Origin of the sequence: Streptomyces sp. NPDC047981, from assembly GCF_040653315.1 — a bacterium.
Lineage (GTDB): Bacteria > Actinomycetota > Actinomycetes > Streptomycetales > Streptomycetaceae > Streptomyces.
The window spans coordinates 1-24,726 of record NZ_JBEZNQ010000019.1 but is presented as its reverse complement, the minus strand read 5'-3'; the positions used below and the strand labels follow the sequence as shown (position 1 = coordinate 24,726).

The window sequence follows — 24,726 nt, the reverse complement described above, 5'->3', positions numbered from 1 at the left end:
ACGCGTCGTATCCTGCTCGGACACTTGCCGCCGATCGTCAACATCCGTTGACCGCTGATCAGTAGGAACCGCCCCGAGGGGCGGACGTGGCCGTTCGATCTGGAGAGAGCACGTGGCCGGGCGCATCGAGGATTACGCACTCATCGGAGACATGCAGACCGCCGCCCTGGTCTGCCGGGACGGCAGTGTCGACTGGCTCTGCCTGCCCCGCTTCGATTCGCATGCCGTCTTCGCGGGACTCCTCGGGACCGAGGAACACGGCTTCTGGCGGGTCGGCCCGGCCGGCCCCAACGGCGCTCCCCCTGCGCCCGCCGACCGCCGCCGCTACCGCGGCGACTCGCTCATCCTGGAGTCCGAGTGGGACACCCCGCGCGGCACGGTCCGGGTGACCGATTTCATGCCCCCGCGTGACGGGGCGCCGCAGCTGATCCGGATCGTCGAGGGCGTCTCGGGCCGGGTGCCGATGCGCTCCGCGCTGCGGATGCGGTTCAGCTACGGGCGCGTGGTGCCGTGGGTCCACAAGGTCGGCGAGCGCACGGTCGCGGTCGCCGGGCCGGACTCGGTGTGGCTGGACACCGACGCCGAGACCCACGGCGAGCACCTCACCACGTACTCCGACTTCACCGTCACCCCCGGCGACCGGATCACGTTCACCATCAGCTGGCAGCCTTCGCACAAGGAGCCGCCCGCCCTGCCGGACCCCGAGGGTTCGCTGGAGGCGACGGCGGAGTTCTGGCGCGAGTGGGTGGAGCACTGCACGTACCACGGCCCGTACCGCGAGGCGGTCGTCCGCTCCCTGATCACCCTGAAGGCCCTCACGTACGCCCCGACCGGCGGCATCGTCGCCGCCCCGACCACGTCCCTCCCGGAGGAGATCGGCGGCGTACGGAACTGGGACTACCGCTACACCTGGCTGCGCGACGCGGCGATCACCCTCTCCTCGATGCTGCGCACCGGCTACCGCGAGGAGGCCCGCGCCTGGCGGGACTGGCTGCTTCGCGCGGTCGCGGGCGACCCGGAGAACCTGCAGATCATGTACGGGATCGCGGGCGAGCGCGAGCTCGGCGAGGCGGAGCTGGACTGGCTGCCCGGGTACGAGAACTCCGGCCCGGTCCGGGTCGGCAACGGCGCCGCGAACCAGCTCCAGCTGGACGTCTACGGCGAGGTCACCGAGGCGCTGCACCTGGCGCACATGACGGGCCTGTCCCGCAACGACTACGCCTCGCTGCTCCAGCTCAAGCTGATCCGCTACCTGGAGACCCACTGGGACCAGCCCGACGAGGGCATCTGGGAGGTGCGCGGGCCGCGCCGGCACTTCGTGCACTCGAAGGTCATGGCCTGGGTGGCGGTGGACCGCACGATCAAGCTGATCGAGTCCGGGGACGCGGACGGCCCGCTGGAGCGCTGGCGCACGCTGCGCGACGACATCCACCGGGACGTCTGCGAGAAGGGCTACGACAAGGAGCGGAACACCTTCACGCAGTCGTACGGCTCCAAGGAGCTGGACGCCTCGCTGCTGCTGATCCCGCAGATGGGCTTCCTGCCGCCGGACGACAAGCGGGTCATCGGCACGATCGAGGCGATCCAGCGGGAGCTGTCCACCGAGGACGGCTTCGTCCTGCGCTACCCCACGGCGGGCGAGGAGGCCGGCGTGGACGGCCTGGAGGGCGACGAGGGCGCGTTCCTCGCGTGCTCGTTCTGGCTCGCCGACGACCTGGCGATGATCGGCCGCGTCGACGAGGCCCGCCAGCTCTTCGAACGCCTCCTGGCCCTCCGCAACGACCTGGGCCTCCTGGCCGAGGAGTGGGACCCCCGCCTCCAACGCCAGGTCGGCAACTTCCCCCAGGCCTTCAGCCACGTCCCCCTGATCGACACGGCCCTCCGCCTGACGGCCAGCGGGGCGTACGGGGGCTGAGGGGGGCGACGCACTGCCCGCCCGCCCTGCGGATTCAGGCCTCGGGGTAGGGCGGCATTTCTGTCGAGTCACCGAAGAAGTAGTCGTACGACTTCTCGAGAAATGCGTACAGATCATCCTCGTCAGAGAAGGTGAGAATTCCCTCGGTGATTTCCTCCCAATCCGCAAGCGACATCTCGCGGCTGCGAATCACCTCAGCGAATCCGTCGCGCTGAATCCTGATCGTCTCGGTGAAGCGTCCAGGATTGGCGAGACTGTACTGGACACCATGCCTCATATCTTCGGGCTCATTCACGTAGTCGGGGCCAAAGGCGCTGCCGATAAAGCTTTTGGTTTTCGCGTCCACGCTCATATCCTTAAGGGTGTCGCCCCTGCTCGGGGTTGGGGTACATCGTTTTCAGGCCGTCTGTTGCCGGATTGTAGACGGCATTGACATACCCGTCTTGGAAATCCACGGGGAGATGGTTCACAGAACCGTCCTCGGCCGTCGGACCGTTCGGGTCGACATAGTAGCCCTCGAACCTCTCCGAGTGGTCTCCCGGGCCGAATATCTCCTCGATACTGGCGGACACTTTGGGCGCTCCGCTCGCGATCATCTTCTCGCGCAGATACTCCTCGGCGCGAACATAGTCTTCCGGATTCGTGAACTTGGTCGCATAGTCACCGCAATAGTGCGGCTCACTCCGACTCACGGAGGGATCCGGATTCACATGATTGATGGTCCTCACGTGGCCGTTGCCCTTGAGCACCGTGTTGTCGTCGTCGTCGACCTTCGGCTCGCCCGTGCGGTCCTTGAGGGCTTCCGTGGTCGGGTGCAGATGCCGCTGGGGCCCGTGCCCCTGCTTCTCGAGTTCGGCGATCTTCGCGTCGGTCTCGGAGATGTCCTCCGCGTCGTCCTCGGCCTCGACCGGGTCGTCCCCGTCGTCCTCGGCCTCGACGTCGGCCTCGGCGGGTTCCTCCGCCTCGTTGCCGACCTCGGCCGCCTCGTCCACGCCGCCGCCGACCTCGGCGGGTTCCTGCGCGTCGTCGTTCTCGGCCGGTTCCTGCACCTCGTACAGCTCGTCCGGTTCGAGTGGCTCGTCCGGCTCCAGTGGATCCAAATGACCGACGCCGGTGTCTTCCGTGTCGTCGCCGACTTCATTCGCGTCCGTCGGTTCGACAGGGTCCGCGTCGTCGTCCGTCTCCAAGCGCCCAGGCGTCTCCGGTGGCGGCGAGGACTCCTCGACACCGGATTCCCCGCCCCCGTAGAGCTCGCCCATCCCCGCCCCCCTGCGGCAAGTCCCGCGTGAAAATGGAGTGTTGTGCCGCCGCGGGAGGTTCGCGTTTCATCCTAGCGTGATCATGAACCTGCTCAGTCGGGGGCTGAGCGGCGGGCCACAAGGCGACGGAAACCGCACCCCGGAATACGCTGAAAGGGTCCTGTCCCCCCTCAGGAAGGGGGGCTCTCCATGGCTCCCCAGAAGGACGTGCCGGCCGCGGCGCTGGCCGGGCTCCGTGAGGATCTGGCCGGTGCGGTGCTCGTGCCGGGCGATGCCGGGTACGACGAGGCCCGGAAGATCCACAACGGCATGATCGACCGGCGCCCCGCCGTGATCGCCCAGTGCGCGACCGCCGAGGACGTGGCCAACGCGGTGCTCTTCGGCCGGGAGACCGAGCTGCCCATCGCCGTGCGCGGCGGCGGGCACAGCGTCGCCGGCTCGTCCGTCGTGGACGGCGGTCTCGTCGTCGACCTGCGCCGGATGCACGCGGTCGTCGCCGACCCCGAGCACATGACCGTCCGGGTCGAGGGCGGCGCGACCATGAGCCACCTCGACCACGCGACCCAGCCCTTCCACCTGGCCACCACCGGCGGCCGGGTCTCCACCACGGGCGTCGGCGGATTCACGCTCGGCGGCGGTTCGGGCTGGCTGGAGCGGAAGTTCGGGCTCGCCTGCGACAACCTCCTCGCGGCCGAGCTGATCACCGCCGACGGCAAGCACGTCCACACCGACGCCGAGACGCGTCCGGAGCTGTTCTGGGCGCTGCACGGCGGCGGCGGGAACTTCGGCGTGGCGACCTCGCTCACCCTGCGGCTGCACGAGCTGCCCGAGATGAGTTTCGCGATGCTCTTCTTCCTGCCGGAGTCCGCGCCCGAAGTGGTCCGCACCTACCGGGAGCTCGCGGCCCGCGCCCCCGACGAGGCGGGCGGCGGGATCATCTACTTCCCCGCGCCGCCCGAGCCGTTCATCCCCGAGCACCTCGTCGGCAAGCTGGTCTGCGGCGCGCTGTTCTCGTACGCCGGTCCCGTCGCCGAGGTCCGCGAGTTCGCGGCACCGCTGTTCGCCCTGAAGCCCGTCGTGGAGCTGGTGTCGGACATTCCGTACGTGGAGTTCCAGTGCATGCTCGACGACCCGCCGGGGCTGCGGAACTACTGGTCGGCGGAGTATCTGAACGCCCTCCCCGACGAGGCCGTGGACGCCTTCTGCGCGCGCGGGGCGCTGATCCCCGCCCCGACCGCCTCCCAGCACGTGCTGTTCATGCTGGGAGGCGCGGTGGCGTCCGGACCCGCCGACTACCCGATCCCGTGGCGCTCGGCGCCCTGGGTCGTGCACCCGTTCGCGACCTGGGAGGACCCGGCGGACGACGAGCGGGCGATCCAGTGGGTGCGCGACGTGCGCGCCGACGCCCGGCCGTGGTCCACCGGAGCCGTGTACCTCAACTTCATCGGCGCCGAGGGCGACGAACGCGTCGTCTCGGGCTTCGGCGCCGAGAACTACCGCAGACTCGCCGCGGTGAAGGCCACGTACGACCCCGACAACGTCTTCCGCTTCAACCACAACATCACGCCGGCGGCCTGACCCACCTCAGCACCCACCTCAGCACCCACCTCAGCAGTCACCTCAGCGCGTCGATCACCTCCCGCGCGGCCCGCTCGCCCTCGGTGGCGCCGCCTTCCATGAAGCCCTGGAAGTCGTAGCTGCAGTGCTCGCCGCCGATGTGGACGTTGCCCTGGGCGGTGCCCTCGTATCCCGCGTACCGGTGCAGATAGCCGACCGGCCAGCAGGAGTACGCGCCCAGGGTGTACGGGTCGCGGTGCCAGGCGGAGAGCTGGGCGCGGCCGGTGTACGCCGCGGAGGTGCCCGGGAAGAAGGCGTCGACGCCGCCCAGGTACCGGGTGACCAGGCTCCGTACGTACGGGTCGGACTCGGTGGAGAACGGCCCCGCGGGCGTCAGGGACCGGGCCAGGCTTCCGCCGCCGTACTGGATCAGGATGCCCCCCGTGCCACCCTGGATCTTGGTGGTGTCCCAGGTCTGCTGGACCTCGGTGTCGGTGAAGCAGTCACCGGCCGAGACACCGGGCCAGGCGCCCGTGCCGCGCCACGGGCGGGTGCCGAACTGCATGTTGAGCTTGGTGCAGTACCCCATCCGGGCGTCCCTGAGCAGGTTCCTCATCAGGGGGTCGAACCCCGCCTGGCTCAGGTCGAGCTGCTTGAGGATCGGCAGGGGCAGGCACAGGACGGTGTGGTCGGCGGTGACCGTCCGGGGGGCGCCCGCCTCGGTGAACGTGAGCGTCTGGGTGCCGTCGGCGTTGGCCCGTACGGCGGTGAGGGACCAGCCCTGGCGCAGGGTGCCGGGGGCGAGGGCGCCCGCGATCGCGTTCGGAAGCCGGTCGTTGCCGCCGGTGATGTGGTACCGCTCGTTGGAGAGGCCCCAGATGTTGAAGTTGCCCGGATTGGTCTGGTAGCCCATGAGCAGGACGAGCGCGAGCGAGGACTGTTCGGTGGTGTCGGCCCCGTACTCGACGTTGTAGGCGACGTCGATGAAGCGGCCGAGCGGCGAGGAGTGGCCACCGGGGACACGGGACTCGATCCACTCGTATATCGACATGTTGTCGAGCGCGGTGCCGGTGGGCGTGGTCTGGTTCCACAGCACCTCGCCCGCCTCGGACAGGTCGCGGCGCAGCGACTGGTAGACCGCCTTGAAGTCCTCGTCGGCCTGGTGGCGCGGATAGTAGGCGCCGTCGAGCCAGAGGACCTCCTCCGCGCCGCCGGGCCCGCCGCCGAGGAAGTCCTCCACGGGGAGGTCGAATCGGCGGCAGAGCTCCAGGATCTTCTTGTGGCTGGTGTCGATCAGCTCGCCCCCGATCTCGGAGGTCTGCCCGTACGCCCAGTGGTTCCGCTGGGTCCACATGCGTCCGCCGACGCGCGCGGGGTTGGCCTCGTACAGCGTCGGTCTCACGCCCGCGTCCTGGAGGGTGAGGGCTGCGGTGAGGCCGGAGATGCCGGCGCCGACGACGGCGACGCGGGCGGGGGTGACCGCGCGGGCCGCGGCCGGGGCGGAGACGGCCGCCCCCGTGCCGACGGCGACTCCCGCGGCGGCGGCGTACTTCAGCAGGGAACGCCGTCCGAGGGTGTCGGACCGCATCCCTCTCAGTTCGTCCACGGGCAGGTTCAGCCGTCGGGCATCGGCGTGCTCGGCGGCGAGGCGGTTCAGGAGGTGCATCGGATTCGTGCGTGCCATGGGGCGCTCCTGGGTCTGAGGGTTGGGGGGAGGGAGGAGGAGTCAGCTCTGCGCTACCGGGGCGGGGACTGCCGGCCGCTCGTCGTCGTCGCGTTCGGTGGCGTCCTCCAGGACGATCCGGCCGATGATCGCGTAGCGGTCGGGCTGCCGGGCCTTGAGGTAGAGGCCGAGGCCGAGGCCGCCGAAGAAGACCGCGCCGACGATCCAGGGGATGGCCTTGAAGAGGAGCGAATCGGCGGCGAGCCCCGCCGCGGTCTCCATGTTCATGACGAGCAGGACGACCACGGCGGTCATCCCGATCCCGCCGAGCAGCGGCGCGGTGAGCGTCCTGAACCAGTGCCGGTCCTCGGGGTGGTGGGTGCGGAAGTAGCCGATGACGGCGAAGGAGCAGAGCGTCTGGACGATGAGGATCGCCATCGTGCCGAGGATCGCGAGCAGCGTGTAGAGGTGGATGTACGGATCCAGTCCGGCGACCCAGAAGGCTCCGACGAGCAGGACGGCGATGGCGCTCTGGACGTAGGAGGCGATGTACGGGGAGCCGTGCCGGGCGTGGGTCCGGCCGAGGGCCGGGTGGAGGAAGCCCTCGCGGCCGATGGCGTACAGGTAGCGGGAGGCGCACTGGTGGAAGGCCATGCCGCAGGCGAAGGAGCCGGTGAGCAGCAGCCACTGGAACGCGTCGACCGCCCAGGCGCCGATGAAGGACTGGGTGGGCGCGAAGAACAGGTCGAGGGGCGAGGCGGAGGAGGACAACTTCACCGAACCGGAGAGCCCGTTGCCCGCGATCGTCATCCAGGAGACGTAGATGTAGAAGAGTCCGACCCCGACGACGGAAACGAGGGTCGCCCGGGGGATGACGCGCTTGGGATCGCGGGACTCCTCTCCGTACATCGCCGTGGACTCGAAGCCGACCCACGACCAGAAGGCGAAGAAGAGACCGAGCCCGGCGGAGGCGCCGGTGAAGGCGTTCTTGGGGTTGATCGGCTCGACGGGGATGCCGTCGGGGCCGCCGCCCGCGATCAGCACGGCGGTGGCGACCGCGAACAGGACCGCGATCTCGGCGATCAGCATCACGCCGAGCGCCTTGGCGGTGAGGTTGATGTCGAAGTACGCGAGGACGGCCGTGACGCCGAGCATCGCCGCCGCGTACACGATCCACGGCAGGTCCCAGCCAAGCTGGTCGGCGACCGTCGTCTTGGTGAAGTAGGCGAACACGCCGACGATGGAGGCCTCGAAGACGATGTACGCGAGGACGGCGAGCATGCCGGAGGCCATGCCGGCGATGCGGCCGAGGCCGTGCGAGATGTACCCGTAGAAGGCGCCGGCGGCGGTGATCCTCTTGGCCATGGCGACGTAGCCGACCGAGAAGACGGTCAGGACGAGCGTCGCGAAGAGATAGCCGGCGGGGGCGCCGGTGCCGTTGCCGAAGCCGACGGCGATGGGGAGGTTGCCGGTCATCGCCGTGATCGGGGCGGCGGTGGCGACGGCCATGAAGACGACGCCGACGACACCGACCGAGTTCGCCTTGAGGCGCTGCACCTCGCGGGTGGGGTTCTCTGTCATGGCCGGAGAGGATCCTCCGGGGTGACGTACGCCACAATCGACATGCGGTCGCACAATTGGCCTATGGGGACGACGAGTTGTCGACGAAATGGACGACATGTCGACCCCTGTGACCGTGGTGTGATGTTGCCGGAACATGGACGCGGGTAGCGTCCGGCCCCATGGACAATCAGGGCGGGATCACCGTGCAGCGGGCGCTGGAGCTGCCCGGGCTCCGCAGCGGCCTCCCGGAGGTGGTCGCGGGCGCGGACCGGCTGAACCGGACCGTGCGCTGGGTGCACGCGGGCGAGGTCCCGAACATCGCGTCGCTGCTCAAGGGCGGCGAGCTGCTGCTCACGACCGGCCTCGGCCTCGGCACGCGCCCGGCGGAGCAGCGCGCGTTCGTACGCCGGCTCGCGGACCGGGGCATCGCGGCCCTCGTCGTGGAGCTGGGCCCGCGCTTCTCCCGGCTGCCCGCGACGATCGTGGAGACGGCGCGCTCGGCGGGCCTCCCTCTCGTCCAGCTGCACCGCGAGGTCCCTTTCGTGGCGGTGACGGAGGAGATCCACACCGAGATCGTGAACGGCCACTACGCGCTGCTGCGGCAGGCGGAGGAGGTCCACCGCCAGTGCACGGAGGCGCTGCTCGGCGGGGGCGGGGTGCCGCAGGTGCTGCGGATCCTGGCCGACTTCACGGCGAACCCGGTCTTCCTGGAGACGGCGGACGGCCAGCTGCTCTACGCGGCCGGTACGGAGACCGGTCCTGCCGATCCGCTCCAGGTCTGGGACGGGCTGCGCGGCCAGCGGGCGGCGCGCGAGTCGGGCCCGCCGACGGGCGCGGTGCTCGTCGACGTGCCCGGGGGCGGACCGGGCACGGGCTCGGTCCGCGCCCGCCTCGTCCTCCTCGCGGTCGACGGCCCGCTGTCCCAGGTGCACCGCATGGCGGCCGAACGGGCGGCGGGGATCCTGGCGGTCGTCCTGATGCAGGCCAGGCAGGAGGAGGAGCTGGCGGCGCGGGGCCGCGGCGACTTCCTGACGGACCTGGCGGAGGGCCGGATCACCCCGGAGGACGCCCCGGCACAGGCCCGCGTCCTGGGCTTCCGCCCGGGCGACGGTCCGCTCCTCCCGGTCGTGATGCGCCTGGCCTCGGAACTCTCCCCGTCCGGCAACTGGGCGCTGCTGGCGCGGGCGGTCCTGGAGGAGCTGTCCTCGGTGGGCGTCCCGGTCCTGCTGGGCGTGCGCCCGGTGGAGGGGCGGGTGCCGCTCCTGCTCGGGCTGCGTTCGGAGTCGGAGCGTACGGCGGTGGCCGACCGGGTCGCGGCGGCACTGCGCGCGGGCCTGGAGCGGGCGGGCCTGGAGCGCGGGGGCGGCCACCCGCCGGTGGTCGTCGTGGGCGTCGCGGGCGGCTGGGCGGCGGCGTCGGCGTCCCTGCGGCACGCGGGCGAGACGGCGACGGCGGCACAGGGCCTCTCCGACCGCCCCTGGTACGACGCACGGCGCCTGGACATCGACCTCCTGCTGTGGCGCCTGCGCGACCACCCGGACCTCGCGGCCTTCGTGGACCGTGCGATCGGCCCCCTACGGGACCACGACCGCACGTCCCGCCCCCCGCTGCTACCCACCCTCCAGACCTACCTGGCCCACGCGGGCCGCAAGGCGGAGACGGCGCGAGAACTCCACCTGAACCGCCAGACGCTCTACAACCGCCTGGCCCGCATCTCCGAACTCCTGGGCACCGACCTGGACGACCCCCAGACAGTCCTGGCCCTCTCCCTGGCCCTCCGCGCCAGACGCCACACGCCGTAGCCACGTCGCACGGGTGCCCCCTCCGCGCGTGGCCCACCGCCACCGCCGGGACCCGCGCCACGAGCCCCCACCCCGGGAATCCCCACGGACCACCCCCACGCGCAGCCGCCGCGCCGGGGGCATGGGGGGCGGAGCTCCCGGTGGCACCCCCGGCACCGGGGATCCGGTCTTCACCCCGCCCCACCCGCGACGCACAGCCGTCGCGCCGAGGGCGTGGGGGGCGGAGCCCCCGGACACCTCCGCGCCCGGGAATCCGGCCTCTCCCCCACCCGCGACGCGCAGCCGTCGCGCCCCGGGGGCTACGGGGGCGGAGCCCCAGGTCTCGTCAGGGTTTCGGGGACGGGCGGGGCGGGGGGAATCCCCCTGCCACCGCCCTCCCCTTCAGCGCCTCAGCGCCTCAGCGACAGCTCGTCGTACACGCTCAGCACATGCGCGATCGTCTCGTCCTCCGTCGGCCACGTCCGCGCCTGCACCCGCCCCGCCGCCGCCAGGTCCATCCGCCGGTCCGTGTCGTCCAGCAGCTCCCGCACCGCCACCGCCAGCGCCGCCGCGTCGCCCCACGGGACCAACTCCGCCGCGTCCCCGACCAGTTCCGGCACCCCGCCCACAGCCGTCGCGACCAGCGGCACACCGAGCCTCAGGGCCTCCTGCGCCAGCAGCGAGCGGGCCTCCCAGCGCGACGGGAGCACCGCCACGTCCGCCGCCGCCAGCAGCTCCGCCACATCGTCCCTGCGGCCGATCAGCCGGACCGCGAGCCCCTCGGCCTCGATCCGCCGCTGCAGGGCCGCCCGTTCCCGCCCCTCCCCCGCGATCACCAGCAGCGGCTGCGGATCCAGGTCCCGCCACTCCCGCGCCGCGTCCAGCAGCAACCCGTACCCACGCTCCGGCACCAGCGCCCCGACCGCCATCAGCAACGGCCGGTCCACCGCCCCCAGTTCCGCCCGCGCCTTGCCGTCGTGCAGGCAGACCGGCGCACGGGACGCGGGCACCGTCACCGGCGCGAGCCGCGCATCCCGCGCCCCGCGCCGACGTGCCCGGTCGACCAGCTCCGAGGAGGTGCCGAGGACGACGGCCGCCGCCCGCGCCGTCCTGCGCTCAAGCAGCCGCAGCAGTCCGCCCCGCGCCCCGTCCACATGGTTGCGGGTGTGCCAGGTCGTCACGAGCGCAGGCCCCCGCACCGTGCCCGACAGGGCGAGCGTCGCCCGTACCGAAGCGTGCAGACCGTGCGCGTGCACCACGTCCGCGCCGATACAGGCGTTACGGAGCTGCGCGACCGTCGCGGGGTCGTTGCGGCGCGGTACGGGCACGAAGTGCGCGCCGGCACCGATGAAGTCGTAGGCGCGGTCGAGTTCGGCCGGGGCGCACACGGTCACCCGCACACCCCTCGCCACCAGCCCCGAGGCAAGTGATCGGACGTGAGCGCTGCTGCCCGCGCTGCCGCCGCCCAGCACTTGGACCGTACGGAGCTGTGTCACGGCCCCAAGGATGCCAGCCCGTACGCACGTTCCGGCACCGAAGTCCGTTCATGGCCGTGTCGTCGCCTTGTCGTGGCCGCACGGTGACCGTGTCCAAGGCCCCGAATCGCCACGCTCTTTCACTCACACGGGTGAACGCGCGAGGTCGCTGACCTTGTTTCCGTACACCGCCGCCGCGACCAGACCCACCGCGTGGACGGCGAGTCCGAACCGGCCGTTCCCGGCGGCGATCGCGCTGCCGACTGCGGCGCCGAGCGCGTGCGCGCCGGTGTCACCGAGCATGGTCCGCTCACCGAGGTCGTCGGCGAGGACGGCGGCCGCTGCGCCCATCGGCGCGGCGGCGAGCGTCCCGCGCAGCAGCCCGGGCGCGCCGAGCCCGAGGACCGTCAACGCGGCGCGCCCCGGGGCGACGTCCACGAGGTTGACGAAATGCGCGGTGCCGGCGATCACGACACCCGCCAGGACCTTGTCGACGGGCCGTTCCTTCAGCAGCGCCCCGGCGACGAGCCCGGCCGTACCGATCCCGATGAGCTTCACGGCCCCGCTGGTGACCTCGCCGTCGCGCAGGGCGCCGAGATGCGCCCGGAAGCCCCGGCGGTCGTCGCCCTTCCAGTCGTCGTACGCCCCGCAGGCCCCGGCGGCGAGCACGGCGAAGGCGGCAGGCGCGCTCCCGGCCGCCACGGCGGCTCCGGCTGCTCCGACCGTCGTGGCGGGCCCGGCCCACAGGTCGACGCTCCGCCCGGCGTGGTTCTCGCGCAGCCACCGCGCGCCCCCGCGCCCCCGCAGGGCCACGTACGCGGCCCTCCCGAGCCCGGCGGCGACGACGAACGCTCCGGCCCTGCCCCACTTCCCGGTCATGCGCCCCAGCGTAGGCACCGCCCTCAAAGGCCCGGCAAGCGCCCCCACGAGGACGCCGGGCGCCGCCCACCGAGCGGTCACACCACCGGCCACCGAGCCACGCACGCGCCCCGCCGCCGCAGCAGCCCCCGAGCCGCCCCGCCGCGCAGCCTTCGCGTCGTCAGTCAGCCCCCGGCGGCCGGAAAGTCAGCCGTACCCGGCCACCCGGCCGCTCAGCCGAACCTCGCCGGCCGCACCGTCGGCAGAACCGGACATCCGATCAGCCAGCCGGCCGACTGGCCGGCCCGGCCCCCAGCCGAAGCCCCTCCGGCCGCCCCGAACGCCGGGACCGCCGGCCGCACCCCGAACACCACACCAGCCCCGTGACCCAGACCCCGTCAGCCGTCCGCCCGCGCCGTCGCGAGGAGTTCCTCCGCGTGCGCGCGCGCCGTTTCCGAGTCCTCCTGGCCCGCCAGCATGCGCGACAGCTCGCGCACGCGGTCCTCGCCCTCCAGGACGGTGACACCCGACCGAGTCACGGAACCGTCGTTGGTCTTCTCCACCAGCAGCTGCCGGTCGGCGAAAGCCGCCACCTGCGGCAGGTGGGTGACCACGACGACCTGCGCGGACTTCGCGAGCTTCGCCAGGCGGCGGCCGATCTCCACGGCCGCCTTGCCGCCGACGCCCGCGTCGACCTCGTCGAAGAGGTACGTCGGCACCGGGTCCGTGCCCGCGAAGACGACCTCGACCGCGAGCATCACCCGGGACAGCTCACCTCCGGACGCGCCCTTCGCGATCGGCCTCGGCGGCGCGCCCGGGTGCGGGGCGAGCAGCAGCTCGACCTCGTCGGCGCCGGACGGCGCGTACGCGACCCGGCGGCCGCCGACCTCGACCCCGTCCGGGTCCTCGGTCTGGCTGATCGCGAACGACACGCGCGCGTGGGGCATGGCGAGCGAGGCCAGTTCGGCGGTCACGGCCTCGGCGAACCGGGCCGCCGCCTCCGTACGCGCGTCGGTGAGCGCCTGCGCCAGGACGGACAGCTCGGACCGCAGCGCGTCCCGCTCGGCGGTCAGCTCCCCGATCCGGTCGTCGTCGCCCTCCAGCTCGGTGAGCCGGGCCGCGCTCTCCTGCGCCCACGCCAGCACGCCGGCGATGTCCGCGCCGTACTTCCGGGTGAGCTGCGTCAGCGCCGCGCGCCGCTCCTCGACGGCCGCGAGCCGGAGCGGGTCGGCGTCCAGGTTGTCGGCGTACCCGGCCAGTTCCCCGGCCACGTCGGCGAGCAGGATCGAGATCTCGCCCATCCGGTCCGCGAGCGCGGCGAGCGCCGGGTCGTGCGACCGTACGGCCTCCAGAGCGCGTCCCGCACCCGCGACCAGGGTCGTCGCGTCGACGGCCTCCGGGTCCTCGGGCTGGCCCGCCAGGGCCGCGTGGGCGAGCGCTGCGGCGGAGGCGAGGGCCTCGGTGTGACCGAGCCGCTCCGCTTCGGCCGCCAGCTCGACGTCCTCACCGGCCAGCGGCTCGACGGCCTCGATCTCTCCGAGCCCGAAGCGCAGCAGGTCGGCCTCCTGGGCCCGCTCCCGCGCCCGGGTGGTGATCTCGTCCAGCTCGGCGACGACGGCCCGCAGCCGCCGGTACGCCTCCGCGTAGGCGGCCAGCGGTACGGCGACGGCCTCGCCCGCGTACCGGTCGAGCGCGCCGCGCTGCCGGGCAGGCTTGAGCAGCCCCTGCTGGTCGGTCTGGCCGTGCACGGCGACGAGTTCGTCGGCGAGTTCGGCGAGCAGTCCCACCGGCACCGAACGCCCGCCGAGATGCGCGCGCGAGCGGCCCTCGGCGGAGATCGTGCGGCTGACGAGCAGCGCGCCGTCGTCCAGCTCGGCGCCCGCCTCCGCGGCGCGCGCGGCGACGCCCGCGCCCTCGGGCAGCGTGATCCGCCCCTCGACGACGGCCGAGCCGGCGCCGATCCGCACCAGGGCGGGGTCGGCGCGCCCGCCGAGCAGCAGCCCCAGGCTGGTCACGACCATCGTCTTGCCCGCACCGGTCTCGCCGGTCACCGCGGTGAAACCGGGCGACAGCTCGACAACCGCGTCGTCGATGACCCCGAGCGACCGTATCCGCATCTCCTCCAACACGGGGAAGACCTTACGAGGTCCGGCGCCACCTGTGCGACGGCCCCTGCCGGAAGTGGGCGAACCCGCAGGTCGGACGTACGGCTGTCACCCTTGGGGGTGGGCGACCGCACCAGCGTCCCTCGCAGGAACCCCGCGCCCGCACCGCAACCCCGCCCCACGGCCCGCGTCAGTGCGGCGCGCCCCGCCACCCCGACACCGGCAGCGCGAACTTCGCGACCAGCCGGTCCGTGAACGAGGCGTGGTGCAGCCGGGCGAGCCGTACCGGCACCTCGCCACGCCGGACCTCGACCCGCGCGCCCGCCGGGAGTTCCACGGTCCGGCGGCCGTCGCACCAGAGCACGCCGTGCGGGGTGTGCGGCTCGACCTCCACCGCGAGCACCGACTCCGGTGTGGTCACGAGCGGCTTGGCGAACAGGGCGTGCGCGCCGATCGGCACCATGAGCAGCGCCTCGACCTCGGGCCAGATCACCGGCCCGCCGGCCGAGAAGGCGTACGCCGTCGACCCGGTCGGGGTGGCGCAGATCACGCCGTCGCAGCCGAAGCCGGTGACGGGCCTGCCGTCGATCGCGAGCACGACCTCCAGCATCCGTTCCGGGGAGACCTTCTGCACGGCCGCCTCGTTCAGCGCCCAGTCCCGGTGCAGCACGTCACCGTTCTCGTACACGACGACGTCGAGGGTCATGCGCTCCTCGACCTCGTACGCGCGCGTCACGACCCGGTCGACGACCTTGTCGAGGTCGTCCCGCTCGGCCTCCGCGAGGAAGCCGACCCGGCCCAGGTTGACACCGAGCATGGGCACGCCGGACGCCCGGGAGAACTCGGAGCCGCGCAGCAGCGTCCCGTCGCCGCCGAGGACGACGAGTAGCTCGCAGCCCTCCAGCGCCTCGACGCAGGCCTCGGGCACGGTCTCCACGGACGGCGGCAGCGGCAGGTCGGCCGCCTCCGCCTCCAGGACGCGCACGCCGATCCCGCTGCGCAGCAGCCCGAGGACGACGAGTTCGGCGCTGCGCACCGCGGCCGGGCGGCCGGTGTGCGCGAGCAGGAAGACGGTACGGCTGCCCGTACCGGTACCAGGTGGTGCGGTCGTTGAGCTCAACGAGGTCCCTCCGCCACGGCGCGGTCGACATCCGCCGGATCCAACGCGGGCGCCCCTGCCCGCAGCCACAGAAAGTACTCGACGTTGCCGGAGGGGCCGGGCAGCGGGCTGGCGGTCACGCCCACGACCCCGAGTCCGAGCCCGCCGGCCTGGCGCGCCACGTTCTTCACCGCGTCGGCGCGCAACTGCGTGCTGCGCACCACGCCTCCCGTACCGAGGCGTTCCTTGCCGACCTCGAACTGCGGCTTGACCATGAGCACGAGGTCCGCGTCGGGCGCGGTGCAGCGCACCAGGGCGGGGAGGACGAGGCCGAGCGGGATGAAGGAGAGGTCGCCGACGACGAGGTCGACGGGGATGTCGTCGATCGCCTCGAGGGTCAGCTCGCGTACGTTCGTGCGGTCCTTGACGGTGACCCGCTCGTCGCTCTGCAGGGACCAGGCGAGCTGGCCGTAGCCGACGTCGACGGCGACGACGTGCGCGGCGCCCGCCCGCAGCAGGACGTCCGTGAACCCGCCGGTCGAGGCGCCCGCGTCCAGCGCCCGCCGTCCCTCGACCCTCAGCCCCTGCGGTACGAAGGCGGCGAAGGCACCGGCCAGCTTGTGGCCGCCACGCGAGACGTAGTCGGGGTCGGCGTCGTCCTGGGACACGACGATGGCGGCGGCGGTCTCGACCTGCGTGGCGGGCTTGGTCGCGACCGTCTTGCCGACGCTCACCCGCCCCGCCGCGATCAGCTGGCTGGCGTGCTCGCGCGAGCGGGCGAGCTTCCGGCGTACCAGCTCGGCGTCCAGACGGCGGCGTGCCACTCCTGCCACGTTCGGTTCAGCTCCTGGGGTCGTACGACGATGACGGTGTCGATGTCGGCGGGGTCGGTCCGGGGCGGACGGCGTCGAGCGAGGTCAGCTCGTCGCGCAGCCCACGGTGTACATCCTCGTACACCTCCAGGTGTCCGTCCGCCGGGAGGCGGTCGGCGTCGGAGAGCCGGTCCAGGAGGGCGTCCACGCCGGGCCGGCCGGTGGGAACGCGCTCGACGCCGAGCGGCGCGGGCCCGACGGGCTCGAACCCCGCGTCCTCGCCCGACCTCGCCTCCGCCCCCGGTACTTCTCCGCCCGGGGACTCGGCCGTCGCCGCCGCGTCCACCTCCGGCTCTGCGTCCGTCACGTCGCTCATGCACCCGACGCTATCGCGAAGCCCTGGGGTACGGTCGACGGCGATGGCCACGATCCAGGAGTGCCGCAGCGCACTCGACAGACTTTCGGACAATCTGACGCGCGCCGACGGCGAGGTCCGCAGCGCCGCCGCGCTCGACCGCAGCCTGAGCTGCCACATCACGGACCTGGACACGACGTTCACCGGCCGCCTCGCGGACGGCCGGATCGCGGTCCAGGACACGGTGGCGGGCCCACCGCCCGCCAAGGCGCAGATCCGCCTGGCGATGACGGGCGACGACCTGGTGGCGATGGTGGACGGCGAGCTGAACTTCGCGAAGGCCTGGGCCTCCGGCCGCGTCAGGCTGGAGGCCGGCTTCCGCGACCTGCTGAAACTGCGCTCACTTCTGTAGCGAGGACCGCGCGGACGACACCGACGCCGCAGACTGCGCCGACGAGACCTACTACACCTCCGCCGCAGACTGCGCGGGCCGGTCCTTCGCCCGTGCCTTGCGCCCCGCGGGCACGACCAGCGGGGTCCCCGTCTCCGGGTCCTCGATGACCTGGCAGCGCACCCCGAAGACGCGCTCGACGAGCTCGGCCGTGACGACCTCGGCGGGCGGGCCCTCCGCGACGACCTCGCCGTCCCGGCAGGCGATCAGGTGCGTGGCGTACCGGGCCGCGTGGTTGAGGTCGTGCAGCACGGCGACGAGCGTCCGGCCCTGGGTCTCGTGCAGCTCGGCGCACAGGTCGAGGACGTCGATCTGGTGCTGGATGTCGAGGAAGGTCGTGGGCTCGTCGAGGAGCAGCAGTGGGGTCTGCTGGGCGAGCGCCATCGCGATCCACACCCGCTGGCGCTGGCCGCCGGAGAGTTCGTCGACGTACCGCTCGGCGAGTTCCGCGACGCCCGTCGACTCCATCGACTCCTGCACGATCCGCTCGTCCTCGGGCGACCACTGGCGCAGCAGCCCCTGGTGCGGGTAGCGGCCCCGGGCCACCAGGTCGGCGACCGTGATCCCATCCGGGGCGATCGAGGACTGCGGCAGCAGGCCGAGCGTCCTGGCGACCTTCTTCGCCGGCATGGAGTGGATGCTCTGCCCGTCGAGGAGCACCCGGCCCTCGGAGGGCTTGAGCATCCGGGAGAGGGCGCGCAGGAGCGTCGACTTGCCGCACGCGTTGGGGCCGACGATGACCGTGAACGAGTTGTCGGGGATCGCCACGGACAGCTCGCGGGCGATGACCCGCTGGTCGTACGCGAGGGTGACGGACTCGGCGGCGAGCCGCTGGGCCTGACGGTCCATGGAGGTGCTCCTGAGGTTCGTGTCGTACGAGTCGTCCTGCGCATCCGTCCCGCGCGCCGGGGGTGTCGTCGTGCGCTCCGGGGGCGTGGTCCGCGCCCGGGAGGCGTTCCGCGGGGGCGTCATATCCGCCCCGCCTTCCGCTCCGTGACGAGCAGCCACAGCAGATAGCAGCCGCCGAGCACTCCGGTGACGACGCCCACCGGCAGCTGCCGGTCGCCGAAGGCATTGGTCGCGGTCCAGTCGGCGACGAGCAGCAGTGCCGAGCCCATGAGCGCGGAGGCGGCGAGGTTCGGGCCCGGCGCGCGGGTCAGCCGACGGGCCAGCTGCGGGGCGCTCAGGGAGACGAAGACGATGGGCCCGGCGGCGGCGGTCGCCACGGCGACGAGCACGACGGCCGAGGACATCAGCACGATCCGGGTCCGCTCGACCCGTACCCCGAGGGCGTACGCGGAGTCGTCGCCCATCTCCAGCATCCGCAGCGCCCGCCCGTGCCCGAGGACCAGCGGGATCAGGACGCAGCAGACGGCCAGCAGCGGCCAGAACTGCGCCCAGTCCCGCCCTTCCAGCGAGCCGGTCATCCAGACCGTGGCCCGGGTGGCGTCGACCAGGTTGGCCTTGGTGATCAGGTAGTGGATGACGGCGGTGAGCATCGCGGCCGCGCCGATGCCGACGAGCACGAGCCGGTAGCCGTGGATCCCGCGCTTCCAGGCGAGGAGGTAGATCACGGCGCCGGTGACCAGACCGCCGACGACGGCGCCGCCCGCTGCCGCCATGGCGCTGCCCTGGAAGAGGACGATGACGCCCAGCGCGCCCACGGTGGCGCCCTGGCCGAAGCCGATGACGTCGGGGCTGCCGAGCGGGTTGCGGGAGATCGACTGGAAGACGGCGCCGCCGATGCCCAGCGCGGCGCCGACGAAGACGGCGACGAGGACGCGCGGCAGCCGCAGTTCCATCACGGCGATCTCCTGGACGGGGGTGCCGTCGCCGAGGAGCGTGGCGAGGACGTCGCCCGGGGCGATGGGGAAGTCCCCGCTGCCGATCAGGACGACCCCGGCCGCGAGGGTGACCGCGAGCAGCAGGAGCACCGAGAGCGCGGCGCGGGGCTCGTACCGTACGGAGAACCCGCCACCGGTCCGTATCGAGTTCACAGCTGGGCCATCCTCTTGCGGCGTACGAGGTGGATGAAGACGGGTCCGCCGACGAGCGCGGTGACGATGCCGACCTGGAGCTCGGAGGGGCGTGCCACGAGCCGGCCGATCACGTCCGAGCCGAGGAGCAGGGCGGGCGCGAGGACGGCCGCGTACGGGAGGATCCAGCGCATGTCCGGTCCTGTGACGGCGCGGACGAGGTACGGGACCATGAGACCGAGGAACACGATGGGCCCGCAGGCCGCGGTCGCCGCGCCGCACATCAGCGTGACGGCGACCATGGCGAGGACCCGGGTGCGGTTCAGGTTCGCGCCGAGGGCGCGGGCGGTGTCGTCGCCCATCTCCATGGCGTTGAGCGGCCGGGAGATCAGCAGGGCGAGGACGACCCCGACGAGGATGAAGGGCGCGACGCGCCGCACGGTGTCCATGTCGGCGGAGGCGAGCGAGCCGACGGTCCAGAAGCGGAGCCGGTCGAGTGCGGCGGAGTTCAGGAGCTGGACGGCGTTGACGTAGCCGTAGAGCGCGGCCGTGGCGGCGGTTCCGGCCAGCGCCAGGCGCACGGGCGTGGCGCTGCGGCTGCCACCGAGGACGTACACGACGACGGAGACGACGGCGGCGCCGAGGAACGCGAACCAGACGTAGGCGTCGACGTCGGTGATCCCGAGGAACGCGATCGCGGAGACGACGGCCGCCGCGGCACCGGCGTTCACTCCGAGCAGCCCGGGTTCGGCGAGCGGGTTACGGGTGAGGCCCTGCATGACGGCCCCGGAGAGCCCGAGCGCGACGCCGACGAGCAGCCCGAGGACGGTCCGGGGGACGCGGAGGTCACGGATGATGATGTCGTTGGCGGTACCGGTGTTCTGGAACAGCCCGTGCCACACATCGCCCAGGGGCACGGGCTTGGCACCGATCATGATGCTCAGGACACAGACCAGCAGCAGCAGCACGACACCCGCGACCAGACCCAACGCCCGCACAGAATGCCTGCGGCCCGTCGCCTGGGGGGATTTCGTAGCCTCCGCGCTCGCTCGGGAGGAACTCTCGACCAACACGAGGTTAGGCTAACCTACCCTACCTTTCCCCAGTCCCGACGGCCCCCGAGCTCCTGGCCGACCTCACGCCCCTCGCGGCCGCACGGCCCTCGACACCCCGCCCGACGGGCGGGAACCGGGAGACCCGCCCGTCAGCCGACTGGGGGGACCGTCACATCCCCAGCCGCTCCAGTGCCTTCCCCGCGTCCAGCCCACAGGCCCCGGCCCCGGCCTCCGACCACGCCGCCCCGCACAGCGCCCGCACCCCGTCGATGACGTCGAGCGCGCCGGCCTCCCGGCCGTCAACGCCCTCCAGCAGCAGCGCGCCCCCGCTCGCGGACGCCCGCCACTCCCCGCACAGGAACGCCCCGTCCGCCTCCACGACCTCCGGCTGGCCCGCCAGGAGCCCCCGCAGGTCCGCCGCGACGTACGTCGGCCGGTGCTCCGGCACCGCCGCGAGCAGCTGCGGCACATCCGTCACACCGGTGAACACCAGCAGCGAGTCCACGCCTCCGTTGAACGCGCCCTCGATGTCCGTGTCCAACCGGTCCCCCACCACCAACGGCCGCCGCGCGCCGGTCCGCAGCACGGTCTCCCGGTGCATCGGCGGCAGCGGCTTCCCCGCGACCTTCGGCTCCACGACACCGCCCGTGGCGATCCGTACGACCTCCACCGCGGCCCCGTTCCCCGGCCCGATCCCCCGCGCGCCCGGAATCGTCAGATCGGTGTTGGACGCGTACCACGGCACGCCCCGCGCCACGGCGTAGCCCGCCTCCGCGAACCGGGCCCACGGCATGTCGGGACCCCCGTAGCCCTGGACCACCGCCGCCAGGCCCGGCACGTCCGCCGACTCCACGGGCTCGAGGCCCCGCTCGCGCAGCGCCACCCGAAGCCCCTCCCCGCCGACGACGAGCACCGGCGAACCGGCCGGCACGTCGTCGGCGATGAGCCGCGCCACGGCCTGCGCCGAGGTGATGACGTCCCCCGCCTCCGCGGGCACCCCCAGCTCGGTGAGATGCGCGGCCACCGCCTCCGGCGTCCGCAGGGCGTTGTTGGTCACGTACGCGAGGTGCATCCCCCCGGCCCGGGCGACCGCCAGCGCGTCGACGGCGTGCGCGATGGCCTCGCCACCCGCGTACACGACTCCGTCCAGGTCGAGCAACGCCGTGTCGTAGGCCTCGCTCAGCGCGACCGCACTGCCACCGGGCACCGTCCTGACGAGCCGCCCGTCCCGGCCACCGTCACCCATACCCACCACGTACTCCTCACCTGTCGGCCGTCCCCGCTCCCCCGATCATCGCTCATTGCCACCGCGCACTTACGATTGCTCAATGAACACCAGAGGTCCTGCGGCCGACGACGGTCTGCACCTGGTCCCGTTCCGGGGACTCCGCTACGTCCCCGAACGGGTCGGCAGCCTGGCCGCCGTGACCTCACCCCCGTACGACGTCGTCGTCCGGCCCGACGGGCTCCACCACCTGGAGTCGGCCGACCCCCACAACATCGTCCGGCTGATCCTGCCGCAGGCCATCAGCCCGGGCACCCGCCACCGCAAGGCCGCCGTCACCCTCGACCGCTGGCTCGCGGAAGGCGTCCTCGCGCCGGACCCGGAGCCCGCGCTCTACGTGTACGAGCAGAGCAGCGGCGACATCCTCCAGCGCGGCATCATCGGCGCCCTGGAGCTCACCACCCCGGCCGAGGGCATCGTCCTCCCCCACGAGGACGTCATGCCGCACGTCGTCGAGGACCGGGCCGCCCTGATGCGGACCACGGCCGCCAACCTCGAACCGCTCCTCCTCACCTACCGGGGCGACGGCGACGGCCCGGCCGACGTCATCGAACGCACCGTCCAGCGGGCCCCTCTCCTCGCCACGACCACCGAGGACGGCTTCAGCCACCGCCTCTGGGCGATCACGGACCCGGCCGAACTTGCCGCGGTCTCCGCCGGTCTGGCCGAGCACCAGGCGCTCATCGCCGACGGTCACCACCGCTGGGCGACGTACCTGCGCCTCCGCGAGGAGCACGCCCAACCCGGGCCCTGGAACTACGGCCTCGTCCTGCTCATCGACACGGCCCGCTACCCCCTCCGCGTCCGCGCCATCCACCGCCTGCTCCACCGGCTCCCCGTCGCCGACGCCCTGGCGGCGCTCGGCGACGACTTCCGGATCCGCCGGCTCGACGACACCGCACTGCCGGAGGCCATGGCGTCCCTCGCGTCCGCCGCGGCGGACGGCAACGCCTTCCTCTTCGCCGGCGACGGCACGTTCCACCTCGTGGACCGGCCAGCCCCGGCCCTTCTCGCCCGCACCGTCCCCGAGGACCGCCCCCAGGCCTGGCGCACCCTGGACGCCACGGTCCTGCACGCCACGCTCCTGGACCACCTCTGGCACATCCCGGACGCCCCCGAGGACATCAGCTACATCCACGACACCGAGGCGGCCGTGGCCCAGGCGGAACGCCGCGGCGGTACGGCGGTGCTCATGCACCCGGTACGGGAGGACGTCGTACGGGACCTGGCACAGCAGGGCGTCACCATGCCCCGAAAGTCGACGTCCTTCGGCCCGAAGCCGGCCACGGGCCTGGTGCTCAGAAGCCTGGCGCTCGACTGAGGACAGTCGGCCGACGACATACGAAAGGGCGGTACCCCCGAGGGGGTACCGCCCTTTCGTCACACCGTCAGCCCCGGTCGCCCGGCTGCTCCTCGTCGGTCGCGTCGGCCTCGGCCTCGACCTCGTCAGCCTCATCGGCGGGGTCGGCGTCCTCGGTCCTGCTCTCGGCCGCGTCCTCGTCATCGATCTCGTCGATGGCATCCACGAACTCGACGCCGTCGAGCTCGGCGAGACGGTCGGAGGCGTCCGTGGCCCCGTCCTTGTCCGCCTCGAGCGCCTTGGCGAACCACTCCCGCGCCTCGGTCTCACGATCGGCCGCGAGCAGCGCGTCGGCGTACGCGTACCGCAGACGCGCGGTCCACGGGTGCACGGCGGTGGACGCGAGCTCGGGGCTCTGCAGCGTCACGATGGCGGCGTCCAGCTGCCCCATGTCACGACGGGCGCCGGCGGCGACGAGCCGCATCTCGACCTGCCCGGCCTTGTCCAGCTTCTGCACCTCGGGCTCACCGGCCATGGCCAGCGCCCGCTCGGGCCGGCCCATGCCGCGCTCGCAGTCGGCCATCACGGGCCACAGCTCGACACCACCGGTCATCCGCCGCGCGGCGCGGAACTCCGCCAGCGCCTCGGAGTACTTCTGCGTGGCGTACGCGGCGAAACCGGCGGCCTCACGGACGGCGGCGACGCGCGAGGCCAGCCGCAGCGCGATGCGCGAGTACGCGTACGCCTGCTCCGGGTCCTCGTCGATCAGGTCGGCGACCATGACGAGGTTACGAGCGACGTCCTCGGCGAGCCCCTTGGGCAGGCTCATGAGCTCCTGGCGCACATCGTCGTCGATCTCGTCACCGGTGACCTCCGGCGGGATCGGCAGCCGCTTGATCGGCGCCCGGTCGGACCGCTCACGCTCGTCACGCCGCCCCTGCCCGCCACGGTTGTCGTCCCGCCCGCGGTACCCGCCGCCCCGGCTGTCGTCCCGACGGTCGTCCCGACGGAAGCCACCCCCACGGTTGTCGTCGCGCCGCGGCCCACGAGGCCGGTCGTCACGACGGTCGTCCCGCCCGCGGTAGCCGCCGCCACGGTTGTCGTCACGACGGTCGTCGCGCGGACGCTCATCACGCCGGTCGTCGCGACGGAACCCACCACCGCGGTTGTCGTCACGCCGGTCATCGCGCCGGAAGCCACCGCCACGGTTGTCGTCACGACGGTCATCACGCGGCCGGTCATCACGACGGAACGACGGACGCTCATCACGCCGATCGTCACGACGGAACCCACCGCCACGGTTGTCGTCCCGACGGAACGACGGACGGTCGTCACGCCGGTCGTCACGCCGGTCATCGCGCCGGAAGCCACCGCCACGGTTGTCGTCACGACGGTCATCACGCGGCCGGTCATCACGACGGAACGACGGACGCTCATCACGCCGGTCATCGCGCCGGAACCCACCACCGCGGTTGTCGTCACGACGGTCATCACGCGGCCGGTCATCACGACGGAACGACGGACGCTCATCACGCCGGTCATCGCGCCGGAACCCACCGCCACGGTTGTCGTCCCGACGGAACGACGGACGGTCGTCACGCCGGTCATCGCGACGGAAGCCACCGCCACGGTTGTCATCACGACGGTCATCACGCGGCCGGTCATCACGACGGAAGGAGGGACGGTCGTCACGGCGGTCGTCACGGGGACGGTCGTCGCGCCGGAAGGAGGGACGGTCATCACGCCGATCGTCCCGACGGAACCCACCACCGCGGTTGTCATCACGACGGTAGCCGCCACCGCGGTTGTCGTCACGACGGTCATCACGCGGACGCTCATCACGCCGGTCATCGCGACGGTAGCCGCCGCCACCCCGGTTGTCGTCACGACGGTTGTCGTCACGACGCGGGCCACGGAAGCCGCCCCGCTCGCCACCGTCCCTGCGACGCGGCTCGCGCTCCGGACGGTCGTCGGGAGAGTTGGTGGACATCGGCGTGACTCCTGTCTTCGGGTACTGCAGTCATTCTCGCGCAGCCGGCACCCCGACGCGCTTCGAAAAAATCAAGAAAAACAAAAGGACCCTTGGTCCCAGCGTGAACGCTGGGACCAAGGGTCCTGAAATATTGTTCGGCGGCGTCCTACTCTCCCACAGGGTCCCCCCTGCAGTACCATCGGCGCTGAAAGGCTTAGCTTCCGGGTTCGGAATGTAACCGGGCG

21 protein-coding genes and 1 rRNA gene are annotated in these 24,726 nt (G+C 72.5%); 5 read left to right on the top strand and 17 right to left on the bottom strand.

Annotated features, from left to right (window positions below; translation table 11 throughout):
- Positions 1–112: 112 nt before the first annotated feature.
- Positions 113–1,915, top strand: coding sequence for a glycoside hydrolase family 15 protein (locus AB0E14_RS14015; protein WP_362416032.1), 1,803 nt, complete (start codon positions 113–115; stop codon positions 1,913–1,915).
- A 34-nt stretch (positions 1,916–1,949) separates the two neighbouring features.
- On the opposite strand, the gene AB0E14_RS14010 is transcribed toward AB0E14_RS14015, so the two are convergent.
- Both AB0E14_RS14010 and AB0E14_RS14005 read right to left on the bottom strand, forming a co-directional pair.
- A complete protein-coding gene (locus AB0E14_RS14010) occupies positions 1,950–2,261 on the bottom strand; it encodes a hypothetical protein (protein ID WP_362416030.1) in 312 nt (103 codons plus the stop codon).
- A gap of 10 nt (positions 2,262–2,271) precedes the next feature.
- Positions 2,272–3,174 carry a hypothetical protein gene (locus AB0E14_RS14005; RefSeq protein WP_362416028.1) on the bottom strand — a complete coding sequence of 301 codons (903 nt, stop codon included), beginning with the start codon at positions 3,172–3,174 and terminating at the stop codon, positions 2,272–2,274.
- A gap of 189 nt (positions 3,175–3,363) precedes the next feature.
- On the opposite strand from AB0E14_RS14005, the gene AB0E14_RS14000 reads away from it, so the two are divergent.
- Positions 3,364–4,752, top strand: a complete 1,389-nt coding sequence (locus AB0E14_RS14000; RefSeq protein WP_362416026.1) for an FAD-binding oxidoreductase — start codon at positions 3,364–3,366, stop codon at positions 4,750–4,752.
- Between the two features lie 37 nt (positions 4,753–4,789).
- On the opposite strand, the gene AB0E14_RS13995 is transcribed toward AB0E14_RS14000, so the two are convergent.
- Entirely contained in the window at positions 4,790–6,415 is a 1,626-nt protein-coding gene (locus AB0E14_RS13995) for an NAD(P)/FAD-dependent oxidoreductase (protein ID WP_362416024.1), read from the bottom strand.
- Between the two features lie 42 nt (positions 6,416–6,457).
- The gene (locus AB0E14_RS13990) at positions 6,458–7,975 is read right to left on the bottom strand and encodes an APC family permease (protein WP_362416022.1); all 1,518 of its coding nucleotides are present in this window, start codon (positions 7,973–7,975) and stop codon (positions 6,458–6,460) included.
- Positions 7,976–8,136: 161 nt separating this feature from the next.
- On the opposite strand from AB0E14_RS13990, the gene AB0E14_RS13985 reads away from it, so the two are divergent.
- Positions 8,137–9,759, top strand: a complete 1,623-nt coding sequence (locus AB0E14_RS13985; protein WP_362416020.1) for a PucR family transcriptional regulator — start codon at positions 8,137–8,139, stop codon at positions 9,757–9,759.
- Positions 9,760–10,148: 389 nt separating this feature from the next.
- On the opposite strand, the gene AB0E14_RS13980 is transcribed toward AB0E14_RS13985, so the two are convergent.
- The 6 genes from AB0E14_RS13980 to AB0E14_RS13955 all read right to left on the bottom strand — a co-directional run bounded on the left by AB0E14_RS13980 (position 10,149) and on the right by AB0E14_RS13955 (position 16,463).
- Positions 10,149–11,234 carry a glycosyltransferase family 4 protein gene (locus AB0E14_RS13980; protein ID WP_362416018.1) on the bottom strand — a complete coding sequence of 362 codons (1,086 nt, stop codon included), beginning with the start codon at positions 11,232–11,234 and terminating at the stop codon, positions 10,149–10,151.
- 123 nt (positions 11,235–11,357) lie between these two features.
- Positions 11,358–12,092: a hypothetical protein gene (locus tag AB0E14_RS13975; protein ID WP_362416016.1), complete on the bottom strand. Its 735-nt coding sequence runs from the start codon at positions 12,090–12,092 to the stop codon at positions 11,358–11,360.
- 377 nt (positions 12,093–12,469) lie between these two features.
- Positions 12,470–14,188 carry a DNA repair protein RecN gene (gene recN, locus AB0E14_RS13970; RefSeq protein WP_362416264.1) on the bottom strand — a complete coding sequence of 573 codons (1,719 nt, stop codon included), beginning with the start codon at positions 14,186–14,188 and terminating at the stop codon, positions 12,470–12,472.
- A 178-nt stretch (positions 14,189–14,366) separates the two neighbouring features.
- Complete coding sequence (locus AB0E14_RS13965; protein ID WP_362416014.1) at positions 14,367–15,296, bottom strand: NAD kinase; 930 nt, start codon at positions 15,294–15,296, stop codon at positions 14,367–14,369.
- On the bottom strand, positions 15,293–16,108 hold the full coding sequence (locus AB0E14_RS13960) for a TlyA family RNA methyltransferase (RefSeq protein ID WP_362416012.1): 816 nt from the start codon (positions 16,106–16,108) through the stop codon (positions 15,293–15,295). The genes AB0E14_RS13965 and AB0E14_RS13960 overlap by 4 nt, the downstream gene beginning before the upstream one ends.
- A 7-nt stretch (positions 16,109–16,115) precedes the next feature.
- Positions 16,116–16,463, bottom strand: coding sequence for a hypothetical protein (locus AB0E14_RS13955; RefSeq protein ID WP_362416010.1), 348 nt, complete (start codon positions 16,461–16,463; stop codon positions 16,116–16,118).
- Between the two features lie 43 nt (positions 16,464–16,506).
- Here AB0E14_RS13955 and AB0E14_RS13950 point away from each other — a divergent pair, with 43 nt between their 5' ends.
- The gene (locus tag AB0E14_RS13950) at positions 16,507–16,854 is read left to right on the top strand and encodes an SCP2 sterol-binding domain-containing protein (RefSeq protein WP_362416008.1); all 348 of its coding nucleotides are present in this window, start codon (positions 16,507–16,509) and stop codon (positions 16,852–16,854) included.
- Positions 16,855–16,905: 51 nt separating this feature from the next.
- Here AB0E14_RS13950 and AB0E14_RS13945 read toward each other — a convergent pair whose 3' ends face one another.
- The 4 genes from AB0E14_RS13945 to AB0E14_RS13930 form a co-directional block, all read right to left on the bottom strand.
- On the bottom strand, positions 16,906–17,742 hold the full coding sequence (locus AB0E14_RS13945) for an ABC transporter ATP-binding protein (RefSeq protein WP_362416006.1): 837 nt from the start codon (positions 17,740–17,742) through the stop codon (positions 16,906–16,908).
- 119 nt (positions 17,743–17,861) lie between these two features.
- Positions 17,862–18,890: an iron chelate uptake ABC transporter family permease subunit gene (locus AB0E14_RS13940; protein WP_362416004.1), complete on the bottom strand. Its 1,029-nt coding sequence runs from the start codon at positions 18,888–18,890 to the stop codon at positions 17,862–17,864.
- Positions 18,887–19,867, bottom strand: a complete 981-nt coding sequence (locus AB0E14_RS13935) for an iron chelate uptake ABC transporter family permease subunit (protein WP_362416262.1) — start codon at positions 19,865–19,867, stop codon at positions 18,887–18,889. Before AB0E14_RS13935 ends, AB0E14_RS13940 begins: the two co-directional genes overlap by 4 nt.
- A 226-nt stretch (positions 19,868–20,093) precedes the next feature.
- Positions 20,094–21,170 carry an HAD hydrolase-like protein gene (locus AB0E14_RS13930; RefSeq protein WP_362416259.1) on the bottom strand — a complete coding sequence of 359 codons (1,077 nt, stop codon included), beginning with the start codon at positions 21,168–21,170 and terminating at the stop codon, positions 20,094–20,096.
- A gap of 82 nt (positions 21,171–21,252) precedes the next feature.
- Between AB0E14_RS13930 and AB0E14_RS13925 the strand changes: the two genes are divergently transcribed.
- Entirely contained in the window at positions 21,253–22,530 is a 1,278-nt protein-coding gene (locus tag AB0E14_RS13925) for a DUF1015 domain-containing protein (RefSeq protein WP_362416002.1), read from the top strand.
- Between the two features lie 67 nt (positions 22,531–22,597).
- Here AB0E14_RS13925 and AB0E14_RS13920 read toward each other — a convergent pair whose 3' ends face one another.
- From AB0E14_RS13920 to rrf, 3 genes are all read right to left on the bottom strand, one after another.
- A complete protein-coding gene (locus tag AB0E14_RS13920; protein ID WP_362416000.1) occupies positions 22,598–23,353 on the bottom strand; it encodes a hypothetical protein in 756 nt (251 codons plus the stop codon).
- Positions 23,335–24,396, bottom strand: a complete 1,062-nt coding sequence (locus tag AB0E14_RS13915; RefSeq protein WP_362415998.1) for a hypothetical protein — start codon at positions 24,394–24,396, stop codon at positions 23,335–23,337. Before AB0E14_RS13915 ends, AB0E14_RS13920 begins: the two co-directional genes overlap by 19 nt.
- Before the next feature lie 238 nt (positions 24,397–24,634).
- Positions 24,635–24,726, bottom strand: a 5S ribosomal RNA gene (gene rrf, locus AB0E14_RS13910); the annotation flags it as partial.